Raw genomic sequence first — 20064 nt, 5'->3', positions numbered from 1 at the left:
GATGAGCTTCATCTTATTGAAAAAGGTAAGAACTATGGCTGGCCAATCGTCTCGAATGGCCGTAATTATACCGGAACCGATATTCCGGATCACGATACGCGTCCTGATTTTGCAGCGCCTGAAATTACTTGGACGCCGGTCATATCACCTTCTTCTATGAGTATTTATCACGCCGGTAAACATAATGACTTTCCAGCGTGGCAAGGCAATGCGCTGATCAGTGGCTTATCATCAAAAGCGCTCATCGTGGTGAGTTTTCATAAAAATAACGGAGCGGCAGAACGCTATCGCTATGATATGGGTGAACGTATCCGTGGCGTCTTAAACGTCGATGGGCAAGTGTGGTTATTAGAAGATGGCGCTAAAGGTAGGCTGCTGCGATTATTGCCGAACTAGTGATGTATCTAATGGCCTGCATCAATCGCTGGCTAAATAATCTAACTGGATAATTACTTAAAATGTCTAAATCAAGATTTAAAATAGCCAAGCAAGTTGTTACAAAAAAATATCTTTATCAAGTTTATTTTGTAGTTAATTGATAATTAAAGGTTAGTTTGTTAAGGTGACCTTTCTTAAATATGAGGTTTTAGCGAATGAACGAAGTAAAAGTAGGTAAGCTCGGCCCATTTCCAAGGGTAAATAAGCCTGTATTTATCACGTCAGGTATCTTAATTGTCGGCTTCATCATTTTTGGCTCGTTATTTACTGAAACTGCCGCAGCGCTTTTTAGCTTCTTACAGGACTTTATTGCCGAAAAATTCCGCTGGTTATTTATCATCTTATTTAACGTGGCGCTGGTGTTTTGTATTTACCTTGCCGCCAGCCGCTACGGTGATATTCGCTTAGGTAAACAGACAGAGCGACCGCAATATACCTTGTTTTCATGGATTGGGATGTTGTTTTCGGCGGGCATCGGGATTGGATTGGTCTATTGGGGCACAGCGGAACCCTTATACCACTTTATGGCACCGCCCGTTGGCGAGGGACAGACTGTAGAGGCAGCAAAGCAAGCGATGAATCTGTCGTTTTTGCATTGGGGGCTGCATGCATGGGCGATTTATACCGTCGTGGCACTGTCGTTAGCCTATTTTCACTTCCGCCGTGGTCTGCCGTTATCGATTCGCTCAACCTTGTATCCTATCCTCGGGCAAAAGATTTATGGTAAATGGGGTCATACCGTCGATATCTTGGCGGTATTTGGGACGATGTTTGGGGTTGTGACCTCGTTAGGTCTTGGGGTTATGCAGATTAACTCGGGTCTAGAGGGTTTATTTGGTATTCCTAATACCTTGACCGTACAGTTTATTATCATTGCCTTTGTAACTTCACTGGCTTGTGGCTCGCTGATGCTAGGTCTTGATAAAGGGATTAAGCGCCTCAGTGATATTAATATGGGGCTGACCGGTATTCTACTGGCCTTCATGGTGATTTTGGGTCCCACCTTATTTATCTTTGACAGCTTTATTGAAAACGTTGGCAACTATTTGGCAAACATCGTCACGTTATCAACGTGGAGTGAAGCCTATAGTGGCACTGATTGGCAAAGTGCTTGGACGATATTTTATTGGGCATGGTGGGTCAGCTGGTCACCATTTGTCGGCGTATTCATTGCACGTATCAGCCGTGGTCGTACCATTCGCGAGTTTGTATTTGGCGTGCTGCTTATCCCGATGACAATTTTATTTTTCTGGTTTACAACTTTCGGCGGCGTTGCGATTCAGATGGAGCTGCTAGCCGCCATCAGTCCTGATTTGGTCAGCCCAGGATTGGTCGCCGCGGTGCAAGCGGATACCGGTAGTGCCATTTTTAAATTGGTTGAATACTATCCGCTTACCAAACCTATCACCCTATTGATTGTGGTGATGATTGTACTTTGGTTTGTGACCTCGTCAGATTCGGCCAGCTTTGTCATCGATATGTTGACCGCTGGTGGCGATACCAATCCACCCAAAATCCAACGCTTATTTTGGGCCATTATGCAGGGCGTGATTGCGGCAATTTTATTAGCAGCAGGTGGATTAGGAGCATTACAAGCGGCGGCCATCGTGGCAGGATTGCCCTTTGCTTTGGTCATATTTGTGATGATGTATGCGCTGTTACGTGGCATGAGTCGCGACCGTCTTATCTTATATCGCAACCAGCAGCGTTACATTACTGACGAGTCAGCCGACCATAATTCAGCCAATGAGTTTGTGGATGAAGAGTTATTAAAAGGTCCGCCTAAAATTGTGAAAGGTGATTGATAGGCTATATATAGCCGAATTAAATATATATTTATACGTTGAATCATATAGTTAGCTTATATTTATTTTACCTAAATAAACAATATAATAATTGTCATTTAAAATCCTAAGATGCATCGTTATCTTAGGATTTTTTAATTTTGCCCATTAACAGATGACTGACCGGATTTGATAGTTTGTAAATATCTTGTTAAGGTTGGCGTCCTAAAAAATTGAGACGACTGAATGGATCACGTTAAAGTTGGCCGATTGGGCCCTTTTCCACGGGTAAGTAAACCTGTTTTTTTAACCTCAGCGATTTTAATCCTCGCATTTATTATCTTCGGTGCCTTTTTTAATGAATTGGCAAGCGAAGTGTTTGGCCAAGCGAAGGCATTTGTATCGATGCGCTTTGGTTGGTTTTTTATCATGGTGGTCAACTTAACGTTGGTGATGAGTATCTATCTGATATTTAGCCGCTATGGCGATATTAGATTGGGTCACCAAAACGAGACCCCAGAGTACAATATTGTTTCTTGGATTGGCATGCTGTTTTCGGCAGGCATTGGTATTGGCTTGCTCTACTGGGGTACAGCTGAGCCGCTATATCACTTTATGGCACCGCCTTTAGGTGAGCCTGAAAGCATTGCCGCGGCCAAGCAAGCGATGAACATCTCGTTCTTGCATTATGGTCTGCATGTCTGGGCAATTTACGGCATGGTGGCGTTATCGTTAGCGTATTTTCATTATCGCCGCGGCTTGCCATTGGCCATTCGCTCAACCTTATATCCGTTATTAGGCAAAAAAATCTATGGCCCTATGGGTCATATTGTTGATACGCTGGCAGTATTTGGCACCATGTTTGGTGTGGTTACGACCTTAGGTCTTGGGGTGCTACAGATTAACTCAGGGCTTGAGAGTTTATTTGGTATTCCAAATAACATCACCGTGCAGATTATCTTGATTGCTTTTATCACTATGCTGGCAGGATTGTCACTATTGATGGGGCTTGATAAAGGCATTAAGCGTTTAAGTGATATCAATATTTTCTTTACCATTGTGCTCTTAAGCTTTGTGATTATTTTGGGTCCAACCCAGTTTATCTTTAACAGCTTCTTTGAAAATATCGGTAATTACCTACATCAAGTAATTCCACTTGGGCTATGGACGGAATCTTATGAAGGTGAAGCAAACTGGCAGTCATCATGGACAGTATTCTACTGGGCGTGGTGGATTAGTTGGTCACCATTCGTTGGGGTATTCGTTGCCCGTATTTCTCGTGGCCGTACTATTCGTGAGTTTATCTTAGGGGTTTTATTAATCCCTATTACCATTTTGTTTTTATGGTTCACCGCCTTTGGTGGTTCAGCAGTGCATATGGAGCTGATGGCGGCGGTTGACCCAAATGTGGTAAGCCCTGGACTGGTTGAAGCAGTGCGCGCGGATACCGGTAGTGCTATTTTCAAATTAATGGAGTCGTATCCGCTGACGGCAGCGCTGAATGGGCTTATCGTGGTGATGATTGTCCTTTGGTTTGTCACCTCATCAGATTCTGCCAGTTTTGTGATTGATATGCTGACCTCAGGCGGCGATACCAATCCACCAAAAATCCAGCGCTTATTCTGGGCAGGTACCGAAGGGGTTATCGCGGCGGTGCTATTAGCCGCAGGCGGTTTGGGTGCGCTACAAGCAGCCTCTATTGTCTCGGGCTTTCCGTTTGCCGTGGTCATTGTCATTATGATGTATTCATTACTGCGAGGTTTGAGCCGTGATAGATTGATACTTTATCGTAATCAGCAGTGGTTTATCACTGAAGAATCTGCCGAGCATAACTCAGCCAATGAGTTCCGCGATGAAGAATTATTAACCGGACCACCAAGTCTAAAGCCGACTAATGACTAGTGATGAGTAATAGATATAATTAAAAGCTATGTAGCGAATGTTCATAGCAAGCTTGCTAACAGACAGTCGCAGTAAAAATATAAAAAATCCCAGTGTTAAGCTGGGATTTTTTATGGGCGTTTAATAATTTATTGGTTTTTAACGGATGATAAGTATTTAACGATATGCTTTTAAAATCAGCGTTACTGTTTTAGACATTCATTATGAGCATTCGCCTTTTACATAGCTGATTGCTTCAGGGGTGCTACAAGCTGAGCAGGCATTGCCCGCCGTGCGATAGCTTATCACTGAGCCCACTTGCGTTTTTACGCAGACCGGATCGTATTGCGCCGTACACATGGTTTTTTCGGGATCAAAGGTTGGACACTGGGCAACGATTCCTTTTGGAGGTTGGCTGGTATTAGAAGCGGGCGGCTGAATAGCTGTGTTATCAGGCATAGGGCTTGAGTTAGAGTTAGGGCTGATATTGTTACAACCCGCTAAGCCGAGCGTCAAGGTTATGGTCAGTGATAGGGCGAGGGTAGAAGGCTTTAATAGAGATAGCCATGGTTTAGATAGAGCGCTCATAATAAATATCCTTATATTTTATGTATACGTGCTTTTAATTATTCATTTTGCATCAAAAGTTTGTGTTAAAAAGTCAATTATCCATGCAATGGTTAGTATTTAATCATAGAACATTTGCTCGTAAGATATTTGATAGTAAAGGATTTATGCTCAGTCATCTAGTGCAAAACAGATAAAAAAACCCAAGCTTATAAGGCTTGGGTTATTTATGTTACTTCTTAATAAAATTCTTGAGCGAGCTTTTAGAAAGCTTACTGCGCAGGTTTATCATCTTTATTAAGCTGTACGTACTTATCAAAGTTTTGTGCATAATCAGTTAAGTTGTCGCTTAGCATTTGGCGATATTGTTTGGTATAAAACTCAACGATATCGTCTTTTTCTTTGGCGAAATCATCACCTTTTACAAAGCCAATCGAGGCAACTGATGCACTATAACGTGCCGCCGCATAAAGCAGTGACGCACCTACTTGACCTGAATGCGCTTCAGGACCTAGTTGACTGTTTGCCACGCCAATAATCGCATCGGCACGCTGATAAAACGCTTGCATCTCAGGGGTGATTTCAAGAGCGGCATCAATATCATCATTTTGGGCATTGTTTGGCATATTGTCTTGAGACATAAGCGACTCCTAATAAGGGTAAGTAAATTTAAATATATCACGCCAGTCTTTAAACTTAAGAAGGGTAAAGACTGGATAAATCTAAAAAATGGATAAGATAGTAAAAATTCTAACGTTAGGCTTATAAACCTGCATCTGCTTTTAAGATTTCCGCTTTGTCAGTCTTTTCCCACGTAAAGGCGGTTTCAGAACCTTGGCGACCGAAGTGACCAAAGGTTGCCGTTTGCTGGTACATCGGCTGCAATAAGTTCAGCATACGCGTAATACCATAAGGACGTAGGTCAAAATGCTTACGAATCAAGCTAATGATTTCATCGTTGCTGATTTTGTTAGTACCAAAAGTGTTAATTGAAATCGAAGTCGGTTCAGCAACGCCAATCGCATAGCTCACTTGTAACTCACAGCGATCTGCAATACCGGCAGCGACGATGTTTTTGGCCACATAACGTACTGCATAGGCAGCGCTGCGATCGACTTTTGAAGGATCTTTACCACTAAATGCACCGCCACCATGACGCGCCATACCGCCGTAAGTATCAACGATAATTTTACGACCAGTCAGTCCAGCATCACCGACAGGACCACCAATGACAAATTTGCCAGTTGGATTGATATGATAGCGCGTACCGGCATGCAATAACTCTGCTGGCAATACTTGCTTAATAATGGATTCCATTACTGCTTCTTGCAGGTCTGCTTGCGAGATGCTTGGATCATGCTGCGTTGATAAAACCACGGCATCAATGGCAACCGGTTTATTACCGTCATATTTGAGGGTGACTTGGGCTTTGGCATCGGGACGTAACCAAGGCAGCTCACCGCCACGGCGCAGCTCAGATTGACGCTCCATCAAGCGATGGGCATATTCGATAGGCGCTGGCATCAATACTTCGGTCTCATTGCTGGCATAACCAAACATTAAGCCTTGGTCGCCGGCACCTTGTTCTTCAGGATCGCTACGATCGACACCTTGAGCAATTTCAGGAGATTGCTTACCGAGCATATTAATAACGGCACAGGTCTCGCCATCAAAGCCCAAGTCTGAGTGATGATAACCGATGCCATTTACCGTATCACGGACGATACGTTCAACGTCGATATTGGCAGTCGTGGTGACTTCGCCTGCCAGTATGACAGCACCTGTCTTAACCAGCGTTTCACACGCCACACGGGCATGTAAATCTTGGCGTAAAATGGCATCAAGGATAGCATCTGAGATTTGGTCAGCCATTTTATCTGGATGGCCTTCGCTCACAGACTCTGAGGTAAATAAATTATATTCGCGCATAGTGGGATCGCTTAATTGCAGGGACTGTAATATATAAAATCAGTCATTATTAAATGTTAACGGAAAATAGAAGGTAAAAGTGAATCAAAAAATTATGATATTTTACCGTGAATCGAGGTAAAACTCTAGTGTCAGCCATGACGGCTAACAATTGTAGAAATCATCGAGGCGGCTGTCTTCTTGCCAGCGGTATTCTGTATAGTCAGCGACTTCTTTTGCGCTATCGCGACCTTGTCTATCAGCAATAAAACCAAGCGCCATATCCATGCCAGCCGTGACACCTGAAGAAGTATAAAACTTGCCATCTACGACCCAGCGCGCCTGCTTTATCCAATCAACCTGATCTGATTGTTCGGTTACCCATTGCCAAGCACGCTTGTTTGACGTGGCTCGTTTATGGTCTAAAATACCTGCCTTCGCCAATAAAGCACTACCCGTACAGACGCTAAGCACCCAGTCGGCGTTATCAGCGAGCGTAGTCAGGGTCTGCAAAAACTTACTATCATTAATCAGTGGGCGTGTACCTTTACCGCCGACGACCAATAATATATTCGTTTGCTGGGCTAACTCTGCTACTGCGACAGTTTGTAAGGCAACACCATGATGGTTATGAATGATACCACCTTTCATTGACGCAAACTGAATGCGAAAATCGTTAGGTAAGCTACCGAATAGCTCAATAGGTCCAAATAAGTCCAAGGTTTCGAAGTCGTCAAATACGAGTGCGGTCAGGGTCTGCATCCTGCTTCCTTAAGTTAAAGTATTAAGCCGAAGTGTTTAGAAAGGAGATGTTTAAAAGTTTTTAAGGCTCTAAAAGCCTTTAAAGCTCTAAAAATGCCGCTTTATCCTTAAACATACATTCTTCATAAACAGGACAAGCGCCGCATTTTGGGGTGCGAGCCTGACAAGTATAGCGCCCATGCAAAATCAAGTAATGGTGAGCATCAACGATAAAGTCATCGGGGATACGTTCGAGCAGTTTTTTTTCAACGATTAAGACATTTTTACCCGTGGCAAGTCCAGTACGATTGCCGACGCGAAAGATATGGGTATCAACCGCCATCGTCGGCTGCCCAAAGGCGGTATTTAACACCACATTCGCCGTCTTCCGCCCGACACCCGCTAGAGACTCTAAGTCTTTACGGTTATCAGGGACGGTGCTATCAAATTTCTCAATCAAGTCACGGCAGGTTTTAATGACGTTTTTGGCTTTGGCATTAAATAAGCCAATATTCTTAATATACGCTTTCAGTCCTTCTTCGCCTAATGCCAAAATGGACTCAGGCGTATTCGCTACCGGATAAAGCTGGTTGGTGGCAATATTGACGCTGACATCGGTCGCCTGCGCCGATAATATGACCGCGATAAGCAGCTCAAAGTTACTGCTATAATTGAGCTCAGTTACTGGCTCATCAATCGTCGCAGCCAACTTCTCAAAAAACGGACGCACATCACGATTGGGCATACGCCTCGATGGCGGGGTATCGGCAGTTTTATGTTTAACGGTTTTACTCATGGTATTGTTACCATCGTTTTATTCATTGGTTAGTCAGGAGTAGATATTGGCTATTAAAGTTGTGCAAGCTCAGCTTGTAACCCTTCAAGTTCCAGTTGTTTGCTCTCATTAGGCCGTACGCTAAGCTGCTTTTCTAACTTCTTAATTTTACTGCGTAGCTTTGCCGCTGCAATGGTATTTTTTGCTTGTGCTTCACTGATATTCAACGATTGACTGGCGGCATTATTCAGTTTTGCCTCCACCATGCTGACCACAGGTTTGCTATTGCTGCTATCCGCCAATTGCTCACTGACGCGTCTTAGATGGGTATGATAACGCTGGCGCAAATCCTCTTGTTCAAGCGTGCGCTCAGCTGTTGATAGGGTACGCTCAACGGTGACCAAGTCAATGCAATCAACCGGGCAGGGCGCGATACATAGCTCACAGCCTGTGCATAAATCCGTAAAAATAGTATGCATATGCTTGCCAGTCCCGACGATGGCGTCAACAGGGCAAGCAGGGATGCATTTGGTACAGCCGATACAATCATCTTCTCGAATCACCGCGCGCACTTCTACTGGACGCTGCGAGCTTACATCTATTGGCCATTTTGACGGCTCAGCGCTAAAGGTTTGTGTATCGCTACTATCTTGATTGATGATTTGTGCAATCGCATCGGTCACCGGCTGACCGCCGGGCACACATTTATTATAAGGCTCATTGTCGATAACAATCGCCACCGCATACGGCAAGCAGCCATCAGCGTGGTCGCAAAGTCCGCATTGGGTTTGCGGCAAGCAGGCGTCAATGCGCGCAATCTTTGCTTGGGTGGCGACAGGCAAGCTTTCTATGTTCAAGCTATCGAACAAAATAGGTAGATTAGTGAGACGGATATGACTGCTGTTTTTATTCATGGTGCTTTGCATTTAATGTAAAACCTTTATATCAATGCTAGATGCTGATATTAAAATAAATAGGGTAATAGCGCTATTTATTAAGAACATCTATATTTATAAAAAGACATCTTGCCCGTATGAATTAAATATCCATTAAAGTGAGATGCCTTGTTCATGAGCAATTTGGGCAATCAGCGCATAAGCAATGCTGCCTTTTGACGGTATTTTTGGCAAATCTGACAGGTCAAAAAAATCGGCATGTGACAGCTCATCTTCTTGTATCACGATGTCACCGCCAGCATGAGAGGCTCGAAAACCAAGCATTAAATTAGACGGAAACGGCCAAGGTTGACTGCTGACATAGCGAATATCTTTGAGGCTGATATTCACCTCTTCTGCAACTTCGCGTACCACCGCATGCTCTAAGCTTTCACCGACTTCTACAAAACCGGCAATCAAACCATATTGTAGCGCTTGCTGAGGCGTTTTTTGCTGCCCATAACGGTGATGGTGCGCCAATAATATTTGCATTTTACCCGTTTGCGGATTCGGTCGGGTAATGGCGGTAATAACGCACGGCTGCACACGTGGATACTGGCGTAAGCGGCAAACTTGGCAGACCATCGCACGCTCAGCGCTTGCGGCATGTACCACGGGAGCGGCGCAGCGACTACAAAACTGCGTATCTGCTTGCCAACGTAATAACTGTATGGCTTGGCTAAGCTGGTCAGATAACGCGAATGGCAGCTGCGTGATAAGCAGACGATACGCAATAAAAGCGCAAGTATCGGTGTCTGGACTAATTTTCTCGTCGCTATTACTTGTTAAATCGTTATTCTTTAGAGCGTTGCTTTCTAAATCATGACTTTCTAAAATTCTAGGTAAATCAATATGATTGGCTATGGCATAGTCATAATTAATGGCAATGGCCGCTTGTGATGTAAAAGTATTGGCAGTATCGGTTTCAAAATCAGCCAAACTATCGTTATCTGCACTATCAATGCTGAGTGTGCTGCTTTTTACCTCATTATTAGGTAACCAATGAGTCGGCGCTAAGCTTTCAAGTAACATAACTCGCCCAACTTGATAGGCTGGCTGAATGTTATGGATGTTATGAATGTCATGAGTGTTTAACGCTGTATCATTAACCGAATCTGGTAACTGAACCTGTACAGGCCACCAACCCTTGGGCGTTTGACGACATAAAACCGTCTCGTCACGAAGTATAAAGGCGTGGGTCATAGGATAAGTTTCCAAACAATCAAAGACAGACTCATATCCGCATCGATATGAGTCTGTTTAAAATGGACAGTTAAATGATAACTCAGTAAGTAAGTAAGTAAGTAAATAAGCAAGCTACCTATCTACTACCGAATAAACCAGCAATTAGGCAGCAAGCAACTGGCTTAAGCTTTGTTGCCCGACATCTAGCGCCTGTTTACTCACGGGACGATTGTTCTCAAAGCCATCTAAATGATGGTCAACGGCCATGATGACATCGGCGATATAAGCCAAGGTACCATCATCAATTCTTGCACCGCTATCAATACGCTGCTGCAAATAACCCGCTAATTGGCTGAGCATGCTAGCAGGGGTTGGCAATTGTAAAAAGCGTACCGCACCTGACACTTGACGCAGCATTTCAGGAATGTTTTGAATATTAAGGATATCACGCTCAGGTTCAGCCAAATAGTCATTGACGGCTTGTTCGGCACTGGCAATGGCGGTACGGCTCTCTTGTATCAGCGTATCATAGGCGGTATTCAGCTGATGTAATGAGATATGTGGATTGTTTAAAGGCAAATAAATAGCCCCTGGGGTGTGCATTTCTGCCATGGCGATAGTGGCATTTTCAGCGTGCATCAATGCTAATAATAAATGGTCAAAATCTTCTGGCGTAGGCGCGCGCCATTTGCTCACCGCCTCTGCTGCGGTACTCAAGCTGTTTGCAGCATTTGCTAAGCCTAACAATCGGAACGCTGAACTCAGCTCGGTCAGCTGCTCAGTGATTTGCGAGGTTTGCATATCGACAGGATTGATAGAATCACCGCGTGCGTAGCTATCGACATTCTCTTTGATATTATTGATTTGTGCTTGAATAATGGTGTTTAAAGTGTCCGTCAAAGCACGATTAGGACCAAATAAGAAGCGCGCCATTTGCTCAAGTTGCGGCGTCTCTAACTGATTGGCAGCATATTGTTCACGTAGGATTTTAGCCTCTGCTGTATCGCGCTGGCAAGCAAAGCTGACCAAGTCTGCAAAGCGTGTGTCCATTACGGGCAGATAGCTTTGGAACTGCTGCTCTAAGTAAATAAGCGTATGTTTTTGGCTTAAGTTCAGCGGTAAAATGCTGGCAATATCAGCCACGGCGGCAGTTGCTGCTTGCCAAAACAAACGGTTAGAGTTTGCGGCTATCAAAGCGCAAGCTGCTGACATGGCATCGAGTTTTTTCTGCTCATCGTCGCTCACATTGCCGTCTTGATTTAACAACGCAACCCCAAGTCCACTACGATAAGCGTAAGTCAGTAATTCGCTATCAAGATTGAGCTCGTGCAGCGGTTGAAAGTTGTTTTCAGGGTTGGCAATGCTGACGCTGCTGCTACCAAAGGTTGAAAAATAATCAGCGGCGATTGGTGCTTCTTGCCCGTGAGCATTGAGCTTATTAATAATAGGCAGTAGTAAAGTCGGCTCTACTGACTCAGTCAATAAGACAAACTCAATATAACGATCAAGCGTCATAATGGCTTCTGATAAGTCCATAATCAACGCTGGCGCTGGTGGTGGCGTATCGCTATTATCACCGCATTCGATCAATACACACGAGCTAAACTGGCGCGATGGCGTACGTACACCTGACATGATAGGCGTCGGTAGAGAGATTTTAAATTGTGAGGTTGCATCATAGAAGCGCTTCACATAATCGAGACGCTCTGATTTTTCATAGCTGGCAAACAAGCACATGCCAACCAACATATATAAGAACTGTGGGCTTTCATAAACGGTCTTGCTGACGCGATCTTGCACGAGATATTTACCCGCCATTTGCTCGACAGCAGCATAAGCAAGATTCATATCGCGCCAGTGGTCAAGGTATTCTTCTAATTCATCAAATTCCGCACGGCTATAGTCAGCTAAGATATGCTGATCGTATTTACCGGCATCAGTTAGCTTTTTGACATGGTCATACAAGTGAGGAGGGGTGAATTTATTATAAGCAATCTTACGTAAATGGAAGATGGCCAAACGCGCGGCTAAATACTGATAATCAGGCGTGGTTTCAGAGATAAGATCAGCGGCAGACTTGATGATGGTCTCATGAATATCACGAGTTTTGATGCCTTCATAAAACTGAATGTGCGACTTTAGCTCAACTTGTGATACCGACACATTATCTAAATCATGAGCAGCCCACTCGATAACCTTGTGAATCTTATCTAAATCAATAGGCTCTAAACGTCCATCACGTTTGGTTACTTGGATTTTATCGATATGTGTCATGCTGACCTCGTAAGTTGATTGCTTGGCAATTAATTTATAATGATGCTTATAGTGTTACTTATAGTAATGCGGCGCGGTTAATACCGGCGGGCATTCTTTATCACGCTATCTTTATTACGCTATAACATCCTGTCACGGCAGAGTGTTTTTTTAGGCAAAACGATGCCGTTGCTCATAGTGAGGGTTTAAATCACTGAGCACTACATATAGCGTATTTGTTAGTAGGTGGACACAATATAGCGGGAAAATTTTGAAAATGCTATATTGATTTTAGCGGCAAACTATGTTGATGAGAGGGTAAAGCGTGTCCAAATTTTAGCAAAGGACGATGGGATAAGGGTTAGACGCCAATAAGAAAAATAATAAAAGTTTTGTAAAAAATGGCGCGAATTTGCTTTTTATTGTTGGCTAAATTAACGAGCGCAAATCTGCTGAATGGCGCGCATATTTCGGGTGGTGATTGTACCCCAGCCAATAGAAAATCGCCACCCATATGAGTGACGATTCGGACGAAAAACGGGCTGGTTTTTGTTAAATTGATAAAACTATGATTAGACGACCATACGTACCGTTTTTGCATTATCGAGTGATGCATAAAGCGTGTTTACTTGCTCAACGGTGGTCAAGTATAAATTGGCACGCACCGAATGGAAGCGTCCTGTTTTTGACGGTTTAACTTCCATAGACGCCAAATCAAACTCTGGAAACTGGCTACCAAGGATAAGCTTCACTTCATTGAGTAAGCTATCGTGCTCGCCTTCATGACCGATGATGCTCAGTGGGTAGTTCATTGGGAACTGCCACAGCTCAGGGTTTTGCACGTCGGTTTTTTTGCCTTTTAAGATACCGTCATTGGCGACCAATTCTGTCACTTTGACCTCTCTTTTAGGCGTTTGATTTGGGTTAGTGGTGTCTTTTGGATCATCAGTCATGATGTTGTCCTTATCTTTGTGAAAATATGAGCTTATGGGTTATGCCGATAAGCGCTTTGTTTACCATTTATAAGGCCACTCATCATATTATTCAAGGGTCACCAAACGTTAAGCGGTATTAAAATCGTTATTTTTTATAACCACATACCGCCACATAATCGCCGCGATCATAGCCTTCGATGACCTCTTGTACCTTGTCATTGGCATACATAGGATGGGTCAATAAAGTTTGCGCATATTCAAAATCGACAAAACCATTGGCTTGCATTAACTCGATTTTCTCATCAGAGGTACGCCAGTTTGCTGACTTCACCAGCTCAATAGGATAAGGGTCAGCAGGGGAGATGTGTTCGAGTAGTGGATGCTCCCACGTATCTACCGCGCTGGCCAAATTGTATAAGCTGGCAAAACCGCTTTCTTTTGGCACATCAATCAGGATAAGTTTGCCGCCAGTCTTTAGAGCATCAAAGGCCTTTTTGATACAGACATCCAAATCGCTGATATAGCTGACGCTGCCATTAAACATGATGATATCAAATTTATTAGGCGCAATCTCGCAGGTTTCGGCAGGGCTGATATCCACTTGCAAGCCGCGCTTTGCAGCGACTTCAGCCATATCTTTCGAAGGCTCGATACCATGCGTGATATGAATGTCGTAATCTTTGGCCAACAGTGATTCGAAAAGACCGCTACCACAGCCGATAGACAATATCTCGCTATCTTTATCTAAGAAATGAGCGACCAGTTTTAGCTCACTGGTCAGTAAGTTTTGGTTGTCAAAAAACCAGCTGTCGTACGCGCTTGCGTGTTCATCGAATGCTGCCATGATGTTTCTCCTTGTTGATCGTTATTATTGATCGTTATTATTGATCATTGTTTTTGATTTTAGAGGGCTTTTTTAGAACCAAGCTAGATTGAGTATAAGTTAAGACAAATCTAACGCCTGCTGCCAAAAATTGACTTCCATACGTGCGGCGGTGTTAAATAACCGTTGGAACTTGTCTGCTTGAGCAGGGCTGGCATCGGCTAATAGCGTATTAATCAGCGCTTCGTTTTGCGCGGTAATTACTTGAAACTCATCACTGGAAAACACATCAATCCATGGTTGATAAGGGTTGTTATCGATAAAACCCTCATCTTTGATGCATTTACCAATTTCTCCATAGCCCATCAAACAAGGCGCAATAGCGGCATAAAGTTCGGCTAGTGAGCCTGACATCGCAGCGTCTAATATATAGCGACTATAGGCGATGGTGACGGCAGATTCAGGAGCGTTTTCTACTTGTTCAAGTGGTATATTCCACTGACGGCAGAAATCCAAATACATGGCGATTTCCATATCGAGCATGGCATTGATACCTGCTTGACCGACGCGCATTTGTGCCAGCGTGTCACTCTTATACACGCTCAGCGCCATCACGCGGGTATAGTGAATTAAGTATAAATAGTCTTGCACAAGGTAGTGGCGAAAGCTGTCAGGGGCAAGCGTGCCAGCGGCCAGCTGCTTGACGAAATCATGCTGAATGTAATCATCCCATGTGGGACAATTGTGACGTAGCGTTTGGTAATTCATAGTTTTCACTTACTTTTATAAAACGCAAGCAAGCAAATGGCAGAAAACGAGAAGTGATAAGGCACAAAAAATTTGCCAGTCTAGGGTAAATAGATTGGCAAAATATGAAGTAAATGTGACTTATCTATCGACACGCTTGTTTCCTACGTCAGTGCTAACTGCATCAGGTTCGCGGGTAACTCTCAGCCATGATTTTGATTGTAGTTAAAGCGTCAAAATCAAAGCACCCCGACAAGGTTTATTTTTTAATAATAAATATAAAATTTAAATGAGTTCGAACTGCTGTTATTTAAGCAGATCAGCCCTATGATAGGCGAACTCAGCCATCATTAGCAAGTGATGTCCAAATAACGATAAAAAAAGCAGCTTAGATTTAAAAAGTTATTTTTTATCAAGCTGTTCAATAGCAGTGTGATAGAGCATCAGCATGGCTTTAAAACGGCGCTCATATAAGCCTTCTGCATATAGCAGCTCTACACTTAAGCTATCGATTACGCCTAGATAGGCATCGGTATACAGCTCTAGCTGCTCAGAGTCGAGCTGATAAGGCTGTAGAGCCAGCTGTATTTGCTCAGTCAACACCTTTATATAGACATTAAAAGTCGCCGCGCTGGTATCGGTCAAATGCACAGGTGCGGCATAGGCCATGCGAATTAAAAACCGTAAGGTAATCGCGCTTTCATAACGCGCTTCAAAAGCATGGCAATACGCTTCACCGGGAGTAGGAAATTCACTAGTCGTCGCAAAGCATGACTTAATAAACGCACATTCTGACTCGAGAGCATCTTGCAGTAATTCTAAAAATATCGCTTCTTTACTGGCAAAGTGCGTATAGAGAGAGGCTTTGCGGATGCCCACAGCCTTGGCAATATCACTAAGTGATGCGCCCTCGTAGCCGTGCATAAAGAAAGGCTCAAACGCAGCATCAATAATACGTTGCTTAGCGCTTGAGCGTGGTTTATGACTTTGCATAGGCCTCCTCTAATGATGGTGTGGCGATACTGCTATAAGGTTTTAAGCTTCTAGAACCAAGATAGACCAATGCCAAAATAATCGGTCCCATAGCACCTAGCAAGATTAACCAGTATAAGGTGTTCATCTCAACCAATTGTCCCGCGATGGGTGTGGCAGTAGATGAGAGTAACATAGGAATGGCGCCCAATAAAGCTGCGCTTGAACCTAAAGCGCTGCGCTGCGATTCCATTGCAATTGCCATCAACGTCGCTTCTAATACACCAAGACCAAATAATCCCAAGGCAATGCCAGTGACAATACCGACCAAACCCATCGATAGCAGATAAGCGATGATGCAAACGGCACTACCCAGCATCATGACACCGGCACCGATTAAGGCCAAATGTGACGCCGATATTTTTTTGACCAAATAAGCGGTAGAAGAAGCACCTAAAATTAGACTGATACTGGTCAAGCCAAAGACAAAACCAAATTGCTCTAGGCTAAGACCATAGTCTGTTTGATAGACATAAGCAGAACCACCGATGTAGGCAAACAAAAAGAAATACACCGCAGATAGCGCAAATAGATTAAAGACAAAGGTCTTATTTTTTAATATGCCGACATAAATGCCTGTAATATCTTTTATATTTAATTGAATGCGCTTGTCTTTTGGCAAGGTTTCTTTGATATTCATCAACGTATTAATCAGCACGATGATACCTAACGCCGCCAAAATAAACATGACGCCGCGCCAACCATAATGCGCACCGACGATACCACCGATTGCTGGCGCGACGATTGGACCTAATGCCACAATGGTATTTAATAAAGCATAAATTTGTGCCGCTTTTGGTCCATCGACTAAGTCGCGTACCATGCTCATCACCACCACGATAGCCATAGAGGCGCCAAGACCTTGCAAGATACGAGCAAAAATTAGGCTTTCAATACTTTGTGACCACATCGCCCACACGGAAGCGCCAATATATGCCAGCAAGCCTGCAAATAATGGTGCTATTCGCCCTATGGCGTCAGATACGGGACCAAATACCAGCTGTCCTAAACCCATAAAGATAAGAAAGACGGTCAAAGTGATTTGCGTGGTGGCGTAGGAGGTATTGAGGTCTGTTGCCATATTCGGCATAGAGGCCAAATACATATCAATCGCTGCAGGGCCAAGCGCCACAATGATGGCAAGAGAGATGACGGTTTTGATACTGATGTGTTTTACATTGGTTTGTTTATTCATAAGAGTGCACTATTAACTATTTATCTATTTAATCTTTTAACTACCGAACGGTAGGTAGTTATACTCGCTATTTTAAATAAAGGCAATATTTTTATGAATTAATTGCTTATCGTATGCCATAGCGGCTCTATATTTAATAGGTAAAAGCTAATAGCCCTTAAATAGCAGCCATCAAATAACAGGCACAAAAAAGCTGAGATATACTCAGCTTTTTTGGTTTGCCATTAGGCGTAATAAGATGTGCTTAGCACATATTATTTAAATTAGTCATTTTCAAGGAATGAGCGCAGATGCTCAGAACGTGAAGGATGACGCAATTTACGTAATGCTTTTGCCTCAATCTGACGGATACGCTCACGCGTTACATCAAACTGCTTACCAACTTCTTCTAACGTATGGTCGGTTGGCATATCGATACCAAAGCGCATTTTTAGCACACGTGCTTCACGCTCAGTCAAGTTGCCCAATACGTCACGCGTCGCTTCACGCAGACCAGCTGCGGTCGCATCATCGACAGGGCTTGAGATCGTACCATCTTCGATGAAATCGCCTAGGTGCGAGTCTTCATCGTCACCGATTGGCGTCTCCATAGAGATAGGCTCTTTGGCAATTTTTAGCACTTTACGGACTTTAACTTCGTCCATCTCTAAGCGTTCGCCTAATTCCTCAGGCGTTGGCTCGCGTCCCATTTCTTGTAGTAATTGACGTGAGACACGGTTTATCTTGTTAATGGTCTCAATCATATGCACAGGGATACGAATCGTGCGCGCTTGGTCAGCGATAGAGCGGGTAATCGCCTGACGAATCCACCACGTGGCATAGGTTGAGAATTTATAACCACGGCGGTATTCAAATTTATCAACCGCTTTCATCAGACCGATATTACCTTCTTGGATTAAGTCCAAGAATTGTAAACCACGGTTGGTATATTTCTTAGCGATAGAAATTACCAGACGCAAGTTAGCTTCGACCATCTCTTTTTTGGCACGGCGCGCTTTTGCTTCGCCAACCGCCATACGACGGGCGACGTCTTTCATGTCGTGGATTTTCATATCGAGCTGCTGCTCGTAATCACGAATTTTACGTTGTAATAAAATCACATCGTCAGCGACCTTTTCTAGCGTACCCGCAAAAGCAGGTTTGCCTTTGATGCGCTCAATGAGCCAATCAACGTTGGTTTCATTGCTAGGGAAAGTTTTACGGAATTCATCACGCGGCATACGACCACGGCGAATCACCAAACGCATGATTTGACGCTCTTGCTTACGCACATCGTCATAGACGTCATGCATGATAGCCATGACTTGGTCTGACAAGCGATTGTTTAACTTCAACATCATAAAGCGTTCGGCAAGCAAGGCATAAGCAGCATCTGCTTCTACGCTACCACGGCCATAATCAAGCAAGGCTTGTTTGGCTTTAATAAATAAGTGTTCAATCTCTTCTAGGCGCAGACGTACTTCTTCTGGATCGATACCGCCGGTTTCTTCTTCGGCTTCTTCTTCAACTTCGACTTCATCGTCCTCGTCATCATCGTCAAGCGCAGCTTTGGCATTGGCTTTTGGTTTGATAACTGGCGGATTCTCTTTTTCTTCTTTAATACGCTCGCGTTCTTCTTTCGCCGCTTCTTTTGCTTCTTGGGCGGCGATTTTGTCTTCTTCGGTTTCAGGGTCTAAAAAACCTGTGATGACGTCAGACAATTTTTTCTCGCCATCTTGAACTTTTTGGTACTCATCAAGGACGAACTGTACCGTACCCGGCCAATAAGACATCGCATGCTGCACGTCACGAATACCTTCTTCGATACGCTTAGCAATGGCAATCTCGCCTTCACGGGTTAAGAGGTCAACCGTACCCATCTCACGCATATACATACGTACAGGGTCAGTGGTACGACCAGGCTCAGTCTCGACCGAAGCCAAAACTGCTGCTGCCTCATCGGCTGCCATGTCATCATCGCTTGAATCATCGTTCATCAAGATGTCATCGGCGTCGGGCGCAGATTCAAAAATTTTAATGCCAACGTCCGTTAGCATTTGCACGATATCTTCAATCTGATCACTTTCAGTAATAGAGTCGGGCAGTTGGTCATTCACCTCAGCATAGGTCAAATACCCCTGCTCTTTACCCATTTGGATTAAGGTGGCCAGTTGAGATGTGGACTTAGAAACTGACTTATCGTTCATAAATACTCGCTTGCTTGTATCGGACATTTTTATATTGTGACTCGCTATCGCTTACGGGGTGCGTTGATATAATCAATCGATTCATCAAAATATGGCGTAAAGGTTGTCAATAATAACAAAAATGAGTGGATATGAATAAAGGCTCAAAATACTACAATTACAATACTAAAAAACCGCTAAAAATTGGTCATGCGCAAAATACTTCAAAATCATATTACCTAAAAATACAGTTGCCTAAAAATACGGTTATCTGAAAAATACTATGAATTAAAAAACAACCCTAAAAAATACTATGAGCTAAAAAATGGTCATTCAAAAATACAGCGATTTAAAATTTATGTTTCAAAAAGCGCCTTAAAAATGCATACCTAGAGCTGTGCTTTTAGCTAAAATTGTGCTCAATGATGCGGGTTTATCGTCATCTATTAAGTCGGGCTATAAATAGTTAGCGACACAGTTTAACACAGACCAGCGTAATCAAGCACGAGCTAGTGATGCTCGCTGCTATTTATCTAGCATTTATCTGGTATTTATTAATGATATTCCCCATTATTTTTCACCCATTGGTTTTTTATCAGTAGCCTGATGGAGGGCGGTATATGCAACTGGGCATAATCATTAATAGTGGGGGCAACCGCGATGCTTTTAAAGGGTCGCTGCCCATAAATAAAATCTAGGA

General features: G+C 43.6%; 17 protein-coding genes and 1 riboswitch. Of the genes, 3 read left to right on the top strand and 14 right to left on the bottom strand.

Going from position 1 to position 20064, the window contains the following annotated elements; all coding sequences use genetic code 11:
• The 3 genes from JMX94_RS04425 to JMX94_RS04415 form a co-directional block, all read left to right on the top strand.
• Positions 1-396: PQQ-dependent sugar dehydrogenase (locus JMX94_RS04425; protein WP_201563562.1), on the top strand; the 396-nt coding region annotated here is incomplete at its 5' end.
• A gap of 197 nt (positions 397-593) precedes the next feature.
• Positions 594-2243 (top strand): BCCT family transporter, encoded by a 1650-nt coding sequence (locus JMX94_RS04420; protein ID WP_201563560.1) that lies wholly within the window; start codon positions 594-596, stop codon positions 2241-2243.
• Positions 2244-2468: 225 nt separating this feature from the next.
• Positions 2469-4124 carry a BCCT family transporter gene (locus JMX94_RS04415; protein WP_201563558.1) on the top strand — a complete coding sequence of 552 codons (1656 nt, stop codon included), beginning with the start codon at positions 2469-2471 and terminating at the stop codon, positions 4122-4124.
• 201 nt (positions 4125-4325) lie between these two features.
• On the opposite strand, the gene JMX94_RS04410 is transcribed toward JMX94_RS04415, so the two are convergent.
• The 14 genes from JMX94_RS04410 to rpoD form a co-directional block, all read right to left on the bottom strand.
• Positions 4326-4691, bottom strand: coding sequence for a hypothetical protein (locus JMX94_RS04410; RefSeq protein ID WP_201563556.1), 366 nt, complete (start codon positions 4689-4691; stop codon positions 4326-4328).
• Positions 4692-4942: 251 nt separating this feature from the next.
• Entirely contained in the window at positions 4943-5296 is a 354-nt protein-coding gene (locus JMX94_RS04405) for a DUF3144 domain-containing protein (protein ID WP_193031653.1), read from the bottom strand.
• 136 nt (positions 5297-5432) lie between these two features.
• Entirely contained in the window at positions 5433-6599 is a 1167-nt protein-coding gene (metK, locus tag JMX94_RS04400) for a methionine adenosyltransferase (RefSeq protein ID WP_201563554.1), read from the bottom strand.
• A gap of 144 nt (positions 6600-6743) precedes the next feature.
• Positions 6744-7340: a DJ-1/PfpI family protein gene (locus JMX94_RS04395; protein WP_201563552.1), complete on the bottom strand. Its 597-nt coding sequence runs from the start codon at positions 7338-7340 to the stop codon at positions 6744-6746.
• A 79-nt stretch (positions 7341-7419) separates the two neighbouring features.
• Positions 7420-8115, bottom strand: a complete 696-nt coding sequence (gene nth / locus JMX94_RS04390) for an endonuclease III (RefSeq protein ID WP_201563550.1) — start codon at positions 8113-8115, stop codon at positions 7420-7422.
• 53 nt (positions 8116-8168) lie between these two features.
• Positions 8169-9020 carry an RnfABCDGE type electron transport complex subunit B gene (locus JMX94_RS04385; protein ID WP_227673514.1) on the bottom strand — a complete coding sequence of 284 codons (852 nt, stop codon included), beginning with the start codon at positions 9018-9020 and terminating at the stop codon, positions 8169-8171.
• A gap of 123 nt (positions 9021-9143) precedes the next feature.
• The gene (gene nudC, locus JMX94_RS04380; RefSeq protein ID WP_201563548.1) at positions 9144-10232 is read right to left on the bottom strand and encodes an NAD(+) diphosphatase; all 1089 of its coding nucleotides are present in this window, start codon (positions 10230-10232) and stop codon (positions 9144-9146) included.
• 144 nt (positions 10233-10376) lie between these two features.
• Entirely contained in the window at positions 10377-12488 is a 2112-nt protein-coding gene (locus JMX94_RS04375) for a ribonucleotide reductase N-terminal alpha domain-containing protein (RefSeq protein WP_227673513.1), read from the bottom strand.
• A gap of 551 nt (positions 12489-13039) precedes the next feature.
• The gene (locus tag JMX94_RS04365) at positions 13040-13420 is read right to left on the bottom strand and encodes a YbeD family protein (RefSeq protein ID WP_192524586.1); all 381 of its coding nucleotides are present in this window, start codon (positions 13418-13420) and stop codon (positions 13040-13042) included.
• Between the two features lie 127 nt (positions 13421-13547).
• Entirely contained in the window at positions 13548-14246 is a 699-nt protein-coding gene (locus JMX94_RS04360; protein ID WP_201563546.1) for a class I SAM-dependent methyltransferase, read from the bottom strand.
• A 99-nt stretch (positions 14247-14345) separates the two neighbouring features.
• Complete coding sequence (gene tenA, locus JMX94_RS04355; protein WP_201563544.1) at positions 14346-14993, bottom strand: thiaminase II; 648 nt, start codon at positions 14991-14993, stop codon at positions 14346-14348.
• Between the two features lie 123 nt (positions 14994-15116).
• Positions 15117-15234, bottom strand: a riboswitch (TPP riboswitch).
• Positions 15235-15374: 140 nt separating this feature from the next.
• Positions 15375-15965, bottom strand: a complete 591-nt coding sequence (locus tag JMX94_RS13400; RefSeq protein WP_201563542.1) for a TetR/AcrR family transcriptional regulator — start codon at positions 15963-15965, stop codon at positions 15375-15377.
• The gene (locus tag JMX94_RS04345; protein ID WP_201563540.1) at positions 15952-17199 is read right to left on the bottom strand and encodes a multidrug effflux MFS transporter; all 1248 of its coding nucleotides are present in this window, start codon (positions 17197-17199) and stop codon (positions 15952-15954) included. The genes JMX94_RS13400 and JMX94_RS04345 overlap by 14 nt, the downstream gene beginning before the upstream one ends.
• Before the next feature lie 263 nt (positions 17200-17462).
• Positions 17463-19385 (bottom strand): RNA polymerase sigma factor RpoD, encoded by a 1923-nt coding sequence (gene rpoD / locus JMX94_RS04340; protein ID WP_201563538.1) that lies wholly within the window; start codon positions 19383-19385, stop codon positions 17463-17465.
• Positions 19386-20064: the final 679 nt, after the last annotated feature.

This window comes from Psychrobacter sp. CMS30, assembly GCF_904846565.1.
Classification (GTDB): domain Bacteria; phylum Pseudomonadota; class Gammaproteobacteria; order Pseudomonadales; family Moraxellaceae; genus Psychrobacter; species Psychrobacter maritimus.
This window is presented reverse-complemented; position numbering and strand designations above follow the sequence as displayed.